7 protein-coding genes are annotated in these 15,769 nt (G+C 70.1%); 3 read left to right on the top strand and 4 right to left on the bottom strand.

Annotation, left to right across the window (positions count from 1 at the left end; translation table 11 throughout):
• The first annotated feature begins 48 nt into the window (after window positions 1-48).
• From ACNI65_RS23730 to ACNI65_RS23720, 3 genes are all read left to right on the top strand, one after another.
• Window positions 49-2,826 carry a TonB-dependent receptor plug domain-containing protein gene (locus tag ACNI65_RS23730; protein WP_416759869.1) on the top strand — a complete coding sequence of 926 codons (2,778 nt, stop codon included), beginning with the start codon at window positions 49-51 and terminating at the stop codon, window positions 2,824-2,826.
• A 180-nt stretch (window positions 2,827-3,006) separates the two neighbouring features.
• A complete protein-coding gene (locus tag ACNI65_RS23725) occupies window positions 3,007-3,966 on the top strand; it encodes a sulfate ABC transporter substrate-binding protein (RefSeq protein ID WP_416763691.1) in 960 nt (319 codons plus the stop codon).
• Between the two features lie 731 nt (window positions 3,967-4,697).
• Window positions 4,698-5,591, top strand: a complete 894-nt coding sequence (locus ACNI65_RS23720) for a TIGR02285 family protein (RefSeq protein ID WP_416759868.1) — start codon at window positions 4,698-4,700, stop codon at window positions 5,589-5,591.
• Window positions 5,592-5,627: 36 nt separating this feature from the next.
• On the opposite strand, the gene ACNI65_RS23715 is transcribed toward ACNI65_RS23720, so the two are convergent.
• From ACNI65_RS23715 to ACNI65_RS23700, 4 genes are all read right to left on the bottom strand, one after another.
• Window positions 5,628-11,087 carry a diguanylate cyclase gene (locus tag ACNI65_RS23715; RefSeq protein ID WP_416759865.1) on the bottom strand — a complete coding sequence of 1,820 codons (5,460 nt, stop codon included), beginning with the start codon at window positions 11,085-11,087 and terminating at the stop codon, window positions 5,628-5,630.
• 157 nt (window positions 11,088-11,244) lie between these two features.
• Entirely contained in the window at window positions 11,245-12,477 is a 1,233-nt protein-coding gene (locus ACNI65_RS23710; protein ID WP_416759863.1) for an MFS transporter, read from the bottom strand.
• Between the two features lie 113 nt (window positions 12,478-12,590).
• Window positions 12,591-13,193 carry a redoxin domain-containing protein gene (locus tag ACNI65_RS23705; RefSeq protein ID WP_416763690.1) on the bottom strand — a complete coding sequence of 201 codons (603 nt, stop codon included), beginning with the start codon at window positions 13,191-13,193 and terminating at the stop codon, window positions 12,591-12,593.
• Between the two features lie 148 nt (window positions 13,194-13,341).
• On the bottom strand, window positions 13,342-15,582 hold the full coding sequence (locus ACNI65_RS23700; RefSeq protein WP_416759862.1) for a protein-disulfide reductase DsbD family protein: 2,241 nt from the start codon (window positions 15,580-15,582) through the stop codon (window positions 13,342-13,344).
• Window positions 15,583-15,769 lie beyond the last annotated feature (187 nt).

The raw sequence follows: 15,769 nt of genomic DNA, 5'->3' as shown, positions 1-15,769 counted from the left end.
GCTTCCTAGAGTGACGGGCTCACCTGTTCACTCCCACAAGGACGTCTCTTGAAGCAGTTTGTCGAGCACGCGGCCCGCCTCACCGGATCGGCCGCCACGGTGGCCGCGGCGATCGCCGCGGCCTTCCCCGCCTCCGTCGCCTTCGCGCAGGGCACCCCGCCGATACCAGCCGCGAGCGCCGCTTCAGCCACGGTCCCCGCGCCCGCGGCCGACACCGCCAAGGACGCGCCCTTGCCGTCGGTCGTGGTCACGGGCTCGCGCATCTCGCGCGTCAACGCCGAGGGCCCGAGCCCCGTCACCGTCATCAAGTCCGAGGACCTCGACCGGCTGGGCTACAAGAACGTCAGCGACGCGCTGGGCAGCCTGACGCAGAACACCGGGTTCACGCAGGGCGAGGACTTCGGCAACACCTTCACGCCGGCCGCCAACGCGATCAGCCTGCGCGGCCTGGGCCCCAACCACACGCTGGTGCTGGTCAACGGCCGGCGCGTCGCCGACTACCCGACCGCCTACGAGGGCTCGGTCAACTTCGTCAACATCGCCAACATCCCCTCCGCGCTGATCGACCGCATCGAGGTGCTCAGCGGCGGCGCGTCGTCGGTCTACGGATCGGACGCGATCGCCGGGGTCGTCAACATCGTGTTGAAGAAACACGTCGATGGCGTCACCGTGAACCTCAAGGCTGGCGGCACGCAGCGCGGCGGCGGCGAGAACGCCCGCGCGCAGATCACCGGCGGCTTCGATGCCGGCGCGTTGCAGGGCGTGTGGGGCGTGGAGCTCAGCGGGCGTGAGCCCATCTGGAGCCGCCAGCGCGACTTCATGGCCGACACCACGCTGCAGGGCGCCGCGCCCACCGTGGTCATCGGCCGGCGCAACGCCACCGGCGGCGCCTACCTCACGCCCACCGACGGCTGCGCCGCGGCGGGCTCGCTCTTCGAGGGATCGACCTCCGCGTACACCGCGCGCACCGGCACCTACTGCGGCAGCGGCCGCGCCTCGCCGACCTACTGGACCACGCAGACCGGCAACCGCAGCGCGCAGGCGGCCGGCGCGCTGAACTGGCAGTTGACGCCGGGGCTGGAGCTCTTCGCCGAGGGCCAGTTCGGCTGGGCGAGGACCGAGAACAACACGCGCGGTCCGAGCTGGACCTCGGACGCGGCGGGGAAGGGCTACTTCCGCAATGCCAACACCGGGTTGCTCGAGATCTGGACGCGGCGCTTCGCGCCCGAGGAGCTCGGTGGCGTGACCCGTTTCAATCGCAAGTGGCAGGACTCGACGCACAACGTGGCCGTCGGCGCGCGCGGCGAGCTCAGCGGCAGCTGGACCTTCGAGGTCGCGGCCAACAGCTCTTATTACTTGAACCGCACCACGACGCCGAGGCTGCTCGCAGGCATCGACCAATTGCTGCTGGGCCAGCGCGTGGGCACCGACGCCAACGGCGTGGCGGTCTACGCGGCCGATCCGGCGCGGCTCTATCGGCCGCTCACGCCGCAGGAGATCGACAGCGTCACCGGCCGCAGCTGGACGCGCAACGCGAGCTGGAATCAGCAGCTCAGCGCGTCGGCCAGCGGCGAGTGGTTCCAGCTTCCGGGCGGTCCGGTGAAGGCCGCGGTCGTGGCCGAGGCCGGCTCGCAGGGCTTCCGCAACGAGGCCGACGATCGGCTGGGGCAGGGCGTCTTCTACAACACGAGCGCGTCGCCCACCGTACGCGGCACGCGCGAGCGGCTGGCGCTGGGTGGCGAGCTCAACGCGCCGATCACGAAGCAGCTCACGGCCACCGTCGCCGCGCGCCATGACCGCTACGAATTCGCCGGCCGCGGCGAGGGCAGCACGACCTACAACGCCGGCCTCGAGTTCCGCCCGCTGCCGTCGCTGCTGCTGCGCGCGCAGCACGCGACGAGCTTCCGCGCGCCGGACATGAATTACATCTTCGCGCAGCAGACCAAGGGCTATTACTCCTCGTCCACGGATTACTACCGCTGCGCGCAGGCCGGTCAACCGCTGTCGAGCTGCGATTTCGCGGGCGTCTCGCCCGGCTTCAACTTCGTGCGCACCGGCTCGGCGGACCTGAAGTCCGAGCGCGGCCGCTCCTGGGGCCTGGGCGCGGTGTGGCAACCGGCGGCGTCCTTCGACGTCTCGGTGGACCTGTGGAAGATCGCGATCCGCGACCTGGTGACCGACCTGAGCGCCGACGGCGTGCTGCGCGCCGAGGCGGACTGCCGCACCGGCGTGAAGGACATCAGCTCGCCGACCTGCGCGGACGCGATCGCCCGCGTGGTGCGCAATCCGCTGAGCGCGGTCGTGCGTCCGGGCGAGGTGTCGGAGATCCGCGTCAATCCGATCAACGCGGCCAATGAGTCCACCTGGGGCGTGGACGTCGGCGCGCGCTACAGCTGGGCGCCGGCCGGTTGGGGCCGTTGGACCGCGGACGCGAAGTACACCCGCGTGAAGAGCTTCAAGTACCAGCAGTTCGCCGGGGATGAGAACCGCAACGTGGTCGGCACGCCGGATTTCGGCGACTGGCCCAGCAAGCTCAACGCGAGCCTGGTGTGGCAGCTCGGCGACTGGACGCATGCGGTCTCGGCGCAGCGCAACGGCCGCATCGCCAGCGAGGACCGCGAGGGCTGGCTCGGCCCGTACTGGAGCTTCAACGCGAGCACCGCGTGGCAGTTGGGCAAGCGCACGCGCGTGAGCCTGATCGTCAACAACGTGTTCGACAAGATCCGCCGCGACGCGAGCGCGACCTGGCCGTATTACCCGGTGGGCTACTACCTGCCGCACGGTCGGCAGGGCTGGATCGAGCTGGAACACCGCTTCGGCGGCTGATCGTCCCCGGTCCCGACGGCGATCCTGCAAAGCAAAGCAGATCTTCTTGGTTCACGTGGAGAGGGCGGCTGCCTACATTGAGCGCTCCCCTCCACCCCCGTTGATGAGAAGAATCCCGTGAACGCCATTCGACGCACCGTCTCGCTGCTTGCCACCGCTGCCTTGCTGGGCGGCGCGCTGATGCCCCTGGCCCACGCGCAGGGCGCGGTCACGCTGCTCAACGTGTCCTACGACCCGACACGCGAGCTCTACCAGGACTACAACGCCGCCTTCGCCAAGTACTGGAAGGCCAAGACCGGCGAGACCGTCACGGTGAAGAACTCGCATGGCGGTTCGGGCAAGCAGGCGCGCTCGGTGATCGACGGGCTGGACGCCGACGTCGTCACGCTGGCGCTGGCCTACGACATCGACGCGCTGCACGACCACGGCAAGCTGGTGCCGGCGGACTGGCAGAAGCGTCTGCCGAGCAACGCGTCGCCGTACACGTCGACGATCGTGTTCCTGGTGCGCAAGGGCAATCCCAAGCACATCAACGACTGGCCGGACCTGGCGCGCAGCGGCATCGACGTGATCACGCCCAACCCGAAGACCTCGGGCGGCGCGCGCTGGAACTACCTGGCGGCCTGGGCGTATTCGCTCAAGCAGCCGGGCGGCAACGCGGATTCCGCGAAGGCTTTCGTCAAGCGCATCTACGCCAACACGAAGGTGCTGGACTCGGGTGCGCGCGGATCGACGACGACCTTCGTCGAGCGCGGCATCGGCGATGTGCTGATCGCGTGGGAGAACGAGGCCTACCTGGCGGTGAAGGAGCTGGGTCCGGACAAGTTCCAGATCGTGACGCCGAGCCTGTCGATCCTGGCGGAGCCGCCGGTGTCGGTGGTGGACAAGACGGTGGACCGCAAGGGCACGCGCAAGGTGGCGCAGGCGTATCTGGAGTACCTGTACTCGGCCGAGGGCCAGGAGATCGCCGCGAAGAACTACTACCGTCCGCGTGACGCGAAGGTGGCGGCGAAGTATGCGAAGCAGTTCGCGCCGGTGAAGCTGGTCACGATCGACGAGGTCTTCGGCGGTTGGCGCAACGCGCAGAAGACGCACTTCGACGATGGCGGCGTCTTCGACCAGATCAACGAGAAGCGCTGAAGCAGCGCCTCGAATCCCGACACACGTTTGTCTCCTCGGTCGGTCTCGGAAGGCGCGCGAGCGCCTGATCAGGCAACCTGACCGTTCGCTCTGTGCGAGCAGCCCCGCCAACGCTGGTTGGCGGGGCTTTTTTTCGTCGGTCAGTCGAGCGCGCGAAACGCCCCGCCGATCAGACCGGCCAATTCCCAAGCGGACTTGAATGTGTCGGTGATCCACGAACGCTTCGTCCTCGAGGAGACGAAGCCGGTAGTTGTGGGGGGCGTCTGTCAGCGCCGCGCGATAACTGGCGGGATGTAGGCCGTTGCGGCGCATCTGCAACTGGATGGGCTCCGGCGCGTCGAAGAAGACCACGGATGGATGGTCAACGGTGAAGAAATCCCAGAGGGTCATCGCACGTGTCTGTCATTGATTTTGGCGGGACGTTTGGCGGAATGAATCGTGACCGTTCAACGCCGCTAAGCCACTGCTGCACAGAGAATTTTTTGCCTTCGGGCTCGAGAATTTCGAGCAATTTGGCGGATTGATTGGCGGGTTGATTGGCCACTTGCTTTGAGCACTGCAATGCCCTGGCGGTGCAGCACATCCCCCACCGAATCCCCGCCGCCAGTGACCAATCACCGCTCCTGCGGTCCCACGCGAGGCGGTCGGCGAGAAGCGCCGCCGGTGTTCCCCGTATGCTGGGCAGCGTGAAGTGCCCCGTTTCGCTGCCCGCGCGCTGCCGGCCCGTCCTGTTGCCCCTGACTGCCTGCCTGGCCCTGTTGGCTGGCGCGCCGGCGCACGCTCTAGGTGGTTCGTCGGGCTCGAACGCCACCGCGCCGGGCTCGCTCCCTGCCGTCACCAAGATCACCTGGCTCGCCTCGGACCACTCGCCACAGCTGTCGGGCACCGATGCCAGCGGGGTCACCGGCCGCGTCATCGAGTACCTCGGCAAGCAATGGCCCGGCGTGCAGCACGAGATCGTCTTCGCCAACGCCAAGCGCAGCTGGCAGATGATCGAGAACGGCGAGCCCGTCTGCCGCGCCAACATGGTCCGCACCCCCGATCGCGAGAAGTCGGCCTACTTCATCAACACCCAGCTCACCCCGCCGCCGCAGCTCATCGTGCGACGCGACAAGCTCCAACGACTCCCACGCAACGCCGCCGGCGAAGTGCTGCTGCCCAAGCTGCTCGCCGACACCGCGATGCGCGGTGCGCTCATCGACGGCCGAAGCTACGGCCCGGTGCTCGACGACATGCTCGCCGCCCGGCCTGTGGACAACTCGGTCTCGCGGTATTCGCCGAAGGACTTTGGCGCCCGGCTGCTGCAGATGCTCAGCCTGGACCGCGCCGACTACACCGTCGAGCTGGACATGGCCCTCGTCATGGCCAACAACCCGCCCGACCTGATCAGCGTGCCCATCCAGGGCGCCAGCGACCTCGTCATGGCCGGCGTCGCCTGCGCGCGCACGCCGTGGGGACTCGCCGCGATCCGCGGCATCGACAAGGCCTACGGCCGGCCCGAGGGCGCGGCGATCCTGCGCCAGGGCCTGATGCGCTGGCTCACGCCCGAGACCAAGGCCCACTACGCCGCCCGCTTCGACGCGTTCTATCGTGAGCGCGCCAAGCCCTCGCGCATCGATCCCTGAACCGGGGCCACGCCCCGAGCGCCGCGGATCGCTGATTCAGGCCTGACGCTCTACCCGGTTGCGCCCGCCGTCCTTGGCGCGGTACAGCGCCTGATCGGCACGGCCGAGCAGCTCCTCGACCCGCAGATCCTCCGGCCGCAACGCGGTCACGCCAAAGCTCGCCGTCAGCGACGTCGGCGCCGATCCCGCCTGCAGGTCCAGGCCGCTGGTCTCGATGTGATGGCGCAGCCGCTCGACCAGATGGGTCGCGTGATCGAGCGAGGTCTGCGGCAGCAGCAGCGCGAATTCCTCGCCGCCAAGCCGGCCCAGCAGATCCTGCTTGCGCACGATGTGCGCGCACAGCTGCACCAGGTGGCACAGCGCCGCATCGCCGCGCGCATGGCCCAGCGTGTCGTTGATGCGCTTGAAGTGGTCGACGTCCATCATCACCAGCGACATCTCCAGCCCATAACGTCGGCTACGCGCGAGCTCCGCCTCGGCGTGCTCCAGGAAGCAGCGTCGATTCGCCGCGCCGGTCAGCGCATCCGTCGTGGCCAGGCGCTGCAGCTCCAGCTCCAGCCGCTTGCGGTCGGTAAAGTCCACCAGCGTGCTCAGCACCGAGGACGCTCCGTCGTACATCACCGGCACCATCGACAGCAGCATCCAGCGCTCGCCGCCATCGGCCGCCATCAGGCAGACCTCCTCGCCCTGCAGCCGGCCTTCGTCCTTGAACTTGGCCTGCATGCGCTCGCGGTCGCCCGGGTCGCGATAGAAGCTGATCGCCGGCTTGCCGACCAGGTCGTCCAGCGGCCGGCCGACGATCAGCCCCGACGGCCCGTTGGCGTACACGATCAGCGCGTCACGCTCCCGCGTCACCACCATCGGGATGGGCGCGTGGTCCAGCACGGCGCGCAGGCGTTCCTCGCTGTCCGCCAGTTCACGCGTGCGTTGCGCGACGCGGCGTTCCAGGCTCGCGTTGAGCTCCTGCAACTCGGCCACCAGGCGCGCGTTGTCCACCGCGTTGACGACGTTGGCGCAGAGCAGCTCCAGGAAACTCACCCGCGCCTCGGTGAACACGCCCGCCGCGACGGCGTTCTCCAGATACAGCGCGCCGACCGTCTGCCCCTGCTTGAGCAGCGGCAGCGCCAGCACCGAGCGCGGCGGCGCGGTCTGACGCTGGAAGTAGTCCTCCATCGTGGCCAGGCCGCGCGCATCGACGATCAGCTCGCGCCGGCCATCGCGCAGCACACGCCCCATCAACACCAGCGGCAGCTGTTGGCCGGCGCGCTCCAGCGGGATCTGCTCGATCAGATGCAGCTTGGGCAGCTCGCCCAGCGAGGCTTCGGCCTGCAGCACCCAGCGCGACGCGCCGGTCGGGCCGCTGGCCAGCACGATCGCCGCGCGCTGCGCCCCGGCGTTCTCCGCCACGACCTCGAGCAGGCGGCGCAACAGGCGCGGCAGGTCCGGCTGGCTGCTGATCGCCTGCACCGCCTTGGTCAGCGTGCTCAGATCGGCGGCATCGGCGCGGATCTCGCCGCGATCGCCATGATCTCCGGCCAGGCCGTGGGGCGCTTCCCCGCTGCCGATCGCGAGCGCATCTTCCGACTCTGCGAGGGCGACATCGCCCGCCAACGCCGTCACGCCCCAGGCCCGCCAGGCCTGCTGCAGCCGCAGCCGCGCCTGATCGGCGCGCAGCGGTTCGCGCTCGCGCCACCAGTCGACCTGCGCGCGCAACACCGCCGCCGCGTCAAGCGGCGTGCCATGCGGCCCTTGCGCCGATTCCAGCGCGCGATCCAGCAGGCGTTCGATCTCCACGTCCGGCGCGCCCGCCAGCATCGCCTGCTGCGCGCGAAGCAGTGACACGCGGTCCTGCAGATGCCCCGGACCCGCGTCGACCCAGCGCTGCAGGCGTTGCAACGCGTCGTCCTCCAGCGCCTGATCGCGCGGCCCGCCGGCCAGCGCGACGCGTTGCGCCGCCCAGCCCGCGATGAACAGCAGCAGCGACTGCGCATGCATGCCGCGGCCCGCGGCGAAGAGCGCGCGCGCCTCCTTGGCCAGGCGCAATGCGGGTTCCGGCCGATCGGCGACGAAGTGGAGCACCGCCTGCCATCCGTGCAGGAACATCAGCCCGGTCTGGTCCTGGCGCTCGCCGTAGGTGCGCGCCAAGGCGTCCAGTCCCTCGAATCCTTCATCGGGCAGGCGGCGCTGCTGCAGCGCGCGCACCAGCGCGAGCAGCGCGTCCTCGTAGTCCGCGGCGACCGGCTGGCGCATCGCGCGCAGCCGTTGTCCGTGCGTGACGAGCTGCTCCTCGAGCAGCCGCAAGGGCGTGCCCACGAGGAAGGCATGCGCGTCATGGACGTACAAGCCCAGGCCCGCGTGACGCAGGTTGCCGAATTCCAGCCCGTTGCGATGCGTCTGCATCAGGCCGTCCATGCTCACGCGCAGGCCCTGCACCCAGTGGCTGAGGAAGGCGTGGAAGGAGAAGCCCGCATGCGCGAACACCTGCATCCAGCCATGGCGCTGCACCAGCGCCGTGGACATGCGGCCCAGGTCGTGGGCGAAGCGGTAGTCACCGAGGAACTCCGCGCACATCAGGCCCAGCACCGAATACGCCGAGAGCGCCTGCGGCACATGGCCGTGGTCGACCATCAGCCGGACCTGGAACAGGGTCAGCAGCGGCAGCAGCGCGGGACGCACGATGTAGGCCGCGGCGGTCATCTTCGCGGCGATCGAGATCAGCAGCAGCCGCTGCTCGTCGCGCATCGGGGCGCGCTCGGCGAGCTCGTCCAAGCCGATGGCCGCGATCTCCTGCTGCAGCTCGGCCAGCAGCTGCATCACCCGCGCCATCGCGTCCGCGCCGCTGGCGCGTGGCAGCTCCGCCCCGAGCAACAGGAAGAGCTCCAGCCCCAGGTCCACCGTCTCGGCCAGCCGGCCCTGCGCGTAGAAGGCCTCCATGCGGACCTCCAGCAGGCGGGCGCGTTGCGCGTTGTTCTCTGCGTCGGCCAGCGCCGAATCGAGCAGCGCGTCCATGCGCGCGGGACGGCCCGCGAGATAAGCCATGCGCGCCGCGTGATGCAGCCAGGCGCCGCGGTCGGCCGAGCACGGCGCGAGTTCCAACGCGAGTTCCGCGTAATCCGCGGCGGGCTCGAACGCCGCGGCGTCCATCGCATGTCGCGACGCCAGCGCGTTGAAGATCGCGAGCGCCTCGCGCTCCGCCGCGTGGCTGACGCCGTCCGGTTCATCGATCAGCAGCAGCCGCGACGCGTTCAAGTGGTGCAGCACCGTGTAGGGCAGCGGCTGAGCGGGATGCGCGGCCAGATGACCGTCGCGCAGCAACCGCCCGATGCGCAGCTGCAGCGCCGGGCGCTGGTCCGCGGGAATGCGCTGCAACGCCGCTTCCTGCACGCGGTCGTGCGCGAAGGCATACCGCACGGCCTCGCTGGCGTGGCCCTGCAACTGCGGCGCGTAGCGGTAGAGCGCGCTCGCCGGCACCAGCAGCTGCGCCTGCAGCGCGGGCAGCAGGTCATTGGCCAGCGCATCCGGCGCGACGTCCAGCGCGGTGGCCAGGCTGTCCAGCGCGAAGCCCGCGCCCAGCAGCGCGGCGACGCTGAGGGCCTGCCGCGTCGCATCGGGCAGGCGCTCGAGCTGCTGCAGCATCAGCGCCACCACGTTGTCCGCGGTGCGCGTGGCCGCGATGCGTTCCAGCGCGTGGTCCCAGCGCTGCGTCGCCGCGTCGTAATGGATCAGGCCGCGGCGGACCAAATCCTCGAGCAGGCGGCGCAAGAAGAAGGGGTTGCCCGCCGTGCGCGTCTGGCAGAGCCGGGCGAGTTCATCCAGCCCGGCGTCCGGCGCCTGGGCATCGCGATGCAGGCTGTCGGCGATCAGGCGGCGCGTGTCGTCCAGTCCCAGCGGACCGACGCGCAGCGGCACGAAGCGCTCGCCGAGCTGCTGACGCAGCTCCGCCAGCTCCTGCGCGATCGGATGACCGGGCGGGATCTCGTTGTCGCGGTAGGCCAGCACGATCAAGGTGTGACGCAGCGTCGCGTCGTGCAGGCACTCGCGCAGCAGGCGGCGCGAGGCGCGGTCCGCCCATTGCCAGTCATCGAGGAACAGCGTCTGCGGCTCACCCTCGCGCGCCAGCGCGGCGAAGCCCTGGCTGACGCTGCGCAGGAAACGGTTCTCCGCCTCGGCCGGTCCCACCGGCATCAGCGGCGCGTCCAGCGTCAGCAGGGGCTCCATCTCGGGCAGCGCCTGCGCCAGCAGGGCCGCGTTGGCGCCCAGGCGCTCGCGCAGCCGCTCACGCCAGATCGCCTGATGCGCCTGGCCCTGCGCGAGCACTTGCGCCGCGCGCTGCTGCAGCAGCTGCAGCAGCGGGCCATACGGGCGGTCCTGTCCGTACTGGTTGAACTTGGCCGCGGCGAAGTGGCCGCGTTGCGCCAGCAGGCTGCGTTGCGCTGCCAGCACCAGCGCGGTCTTGCCGATGCCGGAGAAGCCCGACACCGCGACCAGTCCCGCGCCATCGATGTCGCCGAGCGCGGCGGTCTCGAAGGACTCGCCGAGCTGGGCCTGCGCGGTCTCGCGTCCGTACAGGCGGCCGCTGGGCTGGAAGCGCACGGCCGCATCGCCCTGTCCGGGCTCGAAGCCCGGCAGTCCGCGTCCCTGCTGCAGCGCGGCCTGGCACAGCTGCAGGTCGTGGCGCAGGGCCTGGTGGCTCTGATAACGCCCCTCGGGTTCCTTGTGCAGGCAGTGCGCGACCACCTGCGCCAGCGGCGCGAAGACCTGGTGGTTGCGCGTCGTGGCCATCGGCGCCGCCAGCGCCAGATGCGCATGCACCGCGCGTGCGGGATCGTCGATGTTGAACGGCGGCGCCCCGGTGAGCGCCTCCAGCAAGGTGGCGCCCAGGCTGTAGAAGTCCGCGCGGTAGTCGACGTCGCGGCTCATGCGGCCGGTCAGCTCCGGCGCGAGCGTGGCGAGCGAGGCCTCGATCAGCTCGGCGCGCTGCACCAGCGGCCGCTCGCGTTCGATCTCGGCGGCCAGGCCGAGGTCGGCGATCAGCGTGCGGCCGGGATCGCGGCCCGCGCCGGGCAGCAGGAGGATCTGGCCCGGACCGAGGTTGCGGTGGATCAGGCCCTGGCCGTGCAGGTGCTGCAACGCCTCGACGAGGTCCAGCGCCAGCTGGATCAGCTCATCGTTGTCCAGCGTGCCGCGTTGCAAGCGGTGGCGCAGCGTCTCCGCGCCCAGGTCGGGCAGCAGCAGCGCGGGGCGGCGGTCATGCTCGATCAGCGCGCGCGGGCGCAGCACGAAGGCGGGATCCAGGCGCTGGGCGAGCTCGAATTCGCGGCGCAGCCGGGCAACGTCGGCGGGATCGGCGCGCGCGTCGCGCAGCCGCTTCAGGACCGCGGAAGCTCCACGGCCATCGCCCACGAGGACCACCTCGCTGCGACGTCCCTGGTGGAGCGTGCGCTCCGCCTGCCAGGCCCCGGTCTCGGCCGCCTCCCACGCTCGTCTGTCCGTCATCCCGTCCGCTCGCTGTTGTTCACGGACTGTAACGGTTGAGCTTGACGCGACCGCGTCACGGGGCCGTCAAGGCGACGACGAAAGCGGGGAGAAGCGGAAGAAAGCGACAGATGCCCGCCGCTTCGTGGTGCCCGGGGCACACCCCGAGTGAGGGGTATCAGGCCGTGGACACCTGGTTGGCGCGATCGGCCCGGTCCGCCCGCAGGCGCAGGAACAGCGCCAGCGCCGAGGTGATCACTGCCAGGCCGCACACGCCGCGCCAGCCGAGCCACTGCAGCGCCATCGCGCCCAGCCACGCGCCGCTGGCCATGCCGATGAACATCGCCCCGATCAGCACCGCGTTGAGCCGGCTGCGCGCCGGGGGCTCCAGGCCGTAGACGATGCTTTGATGCGCGACGAGGCAGGACTGCACGCCGAGGTCGAACAGCACCGTGCCCGCCACCAGCACCCACAGGTTGCCGGGCATCAGGCCCATCGCCAGGAACGAGACCAGCACGAGCATCGCGCCGAGCCGGATCACCGCACGGGCGCCGCGCTTGTCGGCGACGCGGCCCGCGAGCGGCGCGGCCAGCGCGCCGGCGGCACCGGCCAGGCCGAAGGCGCCGGCCGCCGCGCTGCCCAGGTTCATCGACTGGTGCAGCATCACCGCCAGCGTCGACCAGAACGCGCTGAAGCCCACGGCCAGCAGCAGCTGCGTCGCCGCCGCGGTGCGCAGGGCCGCGTGGCGGCGCGTGAGCGTGACCATGGAGCGCAGCAGCTCGCCATAGGGCATCCGGTTGGTGGGCGGCATTCGCGGCAGGCCGCGTTGCAGCGCCAGCCCGAGACCCAAGATGCTGACCGCCGCGATGCCGAACACCCAGCGCCAGCCCAGCGTCTGCGCGAGCGTCCCGCTGACCACGCGCGACAGCAGGATGCCCAGCAGCAGGCCGGTCATGACGGTGCCCACGGTCTGGCCGCGTTGCGCGTCGGGCGCGAGCGTGGCGGCCGCGGGCACGAGGTCCTGCGCCAGCGACGCCGTGATGCCGATGCCCACGCTGGCCAGGCACAAGGCGATCAGGTTGGGCGAGGCGGCCGCGGTCAGCAGCGCCAGCAGCAGCGCCACGCTCTTGTAGGCGATCAGACGGCGGCGCTCGATGCGGTCGCCCAAGGGAGAGAGCAGCAGGATCGCCACCGCGTAGCCGAGCTGCGTCAGCATCGGGATCAGGCCGATCTGCGAGGCGCTCGCGTGGAACTCGGTGGACAGCAGGCCCAGCATCGGCTGGGCGTAATACAGCGGCGCGACCGACAGGCCGGCGCCGACCGCCAGCAGCAGCACCAGCGCGCGTGACATCGGCGCGGTGGGCGCCGCGGCGATGACGGGCGCCGTCGGTGCGGAGGAGGAAGAAGTCATTGAGGACAGGCGCAAAGACGCGATTGTCCTCAGGTCGCCGCTGCCCGTGGGCGAGCAGCGGCAAAGCCCTTCATCGCCGGATGTTCAGCGTCTCATCGGCGCATGGACGGCGATCAGCCGCCGTACTTGATCGAGCAGCCGTAGGGCTTGGTGCTCGCATGCGTGATCTTCTTGCCGGCGGCCAGCTCGCCGAGTGCCGTCTTCACGTAGGGATCGGCCTTGGGGATGTCGTCCACCTTCGCGGTGGCGATGCTGTCGATACCGCCCTTGTAGACCAGCACGCCTTGCGGGTTGACGATGAACAGGTGCGGCGAGGTCTGCGCGCCGTAGGCCTTGCCCAGTTGACCGCTCGGATCCAGCAGCACTTGCGTGGGCACGGCGCCGCGGTCCTTGTTGAGCTTGAGCGCGGTGGCGCCGTCGACATGGCCTTGCTGACCCGGCGCCGACGAGATCACCTGCAGCCACACGACGCCCTGCGCGGTCGCGTCCTTCTGCAGCGCGGGGATGTTGCCGCTGCCGTAATGCTTCTTAACGAAGGGGCAGTCGTGGTTGGTCCACTCCAGCACCACGGTCTTGCCCTTGTAGCTGTCCAGCGTGACGGTCTTGCCCTCGGCGGTGGTCGCGCTGAAGGCTGGCGCGGGCTGGTCCACCTGCGCCTGCGCATGGGCCAGGCCGGTCATCCCCAGCGACGCCACCAGCGCGGCACCGGCCAGCATCACGCGTCGCGAAACGTGGCCACGACGCGAGGACGTTGTCGCGGCAGGGAAGCTTGAAGCAGTCATCCGGGTGTTCATGTCGAGGTTCTCCACAGGCAATGAGACGGGGTTGAAAAGTGGCGCGTTCAGCGCAGCGGAATCATCGAGATCAAGCGGGTGCGCCGCGCAGCGCGGCCGTCACGATGCCGGGCGTCAGCAGTTGCGGCAGCACCTGCGCGTCGCTGCCGGTCCCGGCGGGATAGAACAGATACAGCGGCACGCCGCTGCGGTCGTGTTGGCGCAGCAGCTCGGTGATGCGCGGATCCTGCCGGGTCCAGTCGCCCTTCAGGTAGGTCACGCCCTGTCGCGCGAAGGCGTCGCGGACCTCGTCGGTGGACAGCGCGACGCGCTCGTTGACCAGGCAGGTGATGCACCACGACGCGGTCAGGTTCACGAACACCGGCTTGCCTTGCGCTCGCAACTGCGCCAGCCGCTCCGGCGAATAGGGCTCGTGATCGACGCTGGCGCTTGTGGAAGCGCTGCCCGGAATGCCCGATGACGACGAGGGTCCGATCGATGCGCCTGCGTTTGCGTCGCTGCTCACGGCGTTGAGCGCCGGCACGAGCGACGCTGCGGCGAGCACCGACATCAGCGCCGCACCCGCGCCGGTCCACTGCCAGCGCGGCGACGCGAATCGGCTGACCGTGCGAAGCCAGGCCGCGAGCGCGAGCAGCCCCATGCCGGCGAGCACCACCAGCACGCCCATCGGACCCGCCTGCTGCGCGATCACCCACACCAGCCAGATGGCCGCGGCGAACATCGGGAAGGCCAGCGCCTGCTTGAGCACGTCCATCCACGGTCCTGGCCGCGGCATGCGCCGCTGCAGCGCCGGCCACCACGACAGCGCGAGGTAGGGCAGCGCCAGGCCCAGGCCCAGCGACAGGAAAACCGCCATCAGCGCGGGCGCGGGCTGCGCGAGCGCATATCCCATGGCCGCGCCCATGAACGGCGCGGTGCAGGGCGTGGCCACGACGGTCGCGAGCACGCCGGTGAAGAAGCTGCCGGTCAGTCCCGGTTTCTCCGTGAGACCCTGGCCGAGGCCGGCGAAGCCGGCGCCGATCTGCACCACGCCCGCCAGCGACAGGCCCAGCACGAACATCAGCCACGCCAACAGCAGCACGAACAGCGGCGAGTGGAACTGGAAGCCCCACCCGACGCTGCCACCCGCGCCGCGCAACGCGAGCAGCGCGGCGCCGAGTGCCGCGAATGCCGCGAGCACACCCAGCGTGTAGGCCACGCCGTGCCGGCGGTGCTCGCCCGCGCTGCCTTGCAGGAAGCCGAGTGCCTTGATGGCGAGCACTGGGAACACGCAGGGCATCAGGTTCAGGATCAGGCCGCCGACCAGCGCGAGGGCCATGGCGGTCCACAGCGTGAGATCGCCACGCGCCTCGGCGCCCGATGGCGCGCGGTTGTTGGCTGGACTCGGCGCTGGACTTGTCGCCGGACCGGTCGCGTTCGACGGCGACGTGGCCGTCGCGCCGGACACCGGCAAGCTGACCTGCCACGCCTTGCCATCGATGAGCAGCAGCCCGGACAGCGGTTGACCGGCGGTGGCCGGTTGCTCGCCGACGGGCATGCGCAGGCGCCAGTCCGCGCCATCGCGGTCGAGCACCGGTTTGGCTGCGTGCTGGATGCGGCCCCAGTCGTCGGGCATGAACAGCGCCTGGCTCACCTCGACACCGATGACCGCGGGCCAGGTGACGACGAGATCGCGTCCTGCCAGCTTGGCGCTCGCGTTGAAGGGCGCTTTGGTCGGGAGCGCCGCGCGGGCTGTGGACAACATCGCCGCGTCGGGCGATGCCTTGGCCGTGGCCGAGACGGGCAGCGACAGCGAGAGCGTCGCCTGCTGCGGAATGCATTCCTCGCGGCAGACCAGCCAGGTCGCCTCGGCCTGGATGGCCGCGGTCGATCCGGGCGTCAGGTCTTGCGGCAGCCGGATCTCGGTGAGCAGGAGGACCTGGTTCTCGTAGCCGTAGTTGGTGATGGGTCCGACATCGAAGCGCTTGGGCGCGGGCCAGAGGATGTCGCTTGAGGAAGCGCCCTTGGGCAGCGACCAGTCGATGCTGGTGGGTTGACCGGAGTCGCCGGGGTTCTTCCAGTACGTGTGCCAATGCGGCGCGATGCGTTGCTCGAGCGCGATCAGCAACGTCTGGCCTGGCGCGACATGCGATGACGCGCTGATCAGGCGGACCTGCACTTCATCGGTGGCGGATCGATCGGTCTGCGCCTCGGCGGGCCCGATGGCCACGAGGAACGCGGCGATTCCAGCGATGGTGATGAAGAGGGATCGCTTGATCATCGAGAACATCGAGAACATCGAGGGAAGCGGGTTGGCGGTGGTGACGCGCATGGGCGCGATGCTAGGGAATGGCAAAGACCCTCACAAGGCATCGTCGCCTTGTTTCCTTACTTCCTGGATTCGAAGAAACCGGAACGACGCGACTCCGGGAGGAGGGGCTTCCGTGCCACCACGGATGCCGGAAGACAAGGGAAGTCAGCGAGAGCGGGTGGGGCCGGAATAGGGCTTGGGGTTCCCG

This window comes from Roseateles sp. So40a (genome assembly GCF_048081605.1).
Taxonomy (GTDB): Bacteria; Pseudomonadota; Gammaproteobacteria; order Burkholderiales; family Burkholderiaceae_C; genus Roseateles.
This window is presented reverse-complemented; position numbering and strand designations above follow the sequence as displayed.

Excerpts from the sequence above, each read along its gene's own strand:
- ACNI65_RS23700 (WP_416759862.1), bottom strand. The coding sequence starts at position 15,582 with ATGCGCGTCACCACCGCCAACCCGCTTCCCTCGATGTTCTCGATGTTC.
- ACNI65_RS23725 (WP_416763691.1), top strand. The coding sequence starts at position 3,007 with ATGCCCCTGGCCCACGCGCAGGGCGCGGTCACGCTGCTCAACGTGTCC.
- ACNI65_RS23710 (WP_416759863.1), bottom strand. The coding sequence starts at position 12,477 with ATGACTTCTTCCTCCTCCGCACCGACGGCGCCCGTCATCGCCGCGGCG.
- ACNI65_RS23715 (WP_416759865.1), bottom strand. The coding sequence starts at position 11,087 with ATGACGGACAGACGAGCGTGGGAGGCGGCCGAGACCGGGGCCTGGCAG.
- ACNI65_RS23705 (WP_416763690.1), bottom strand. The coding sequence starts at position 13,193 with ATGCTGGCCGGTGCCGCGCTGGTGGCGTCGCTGGGGATGACCGGCCTG.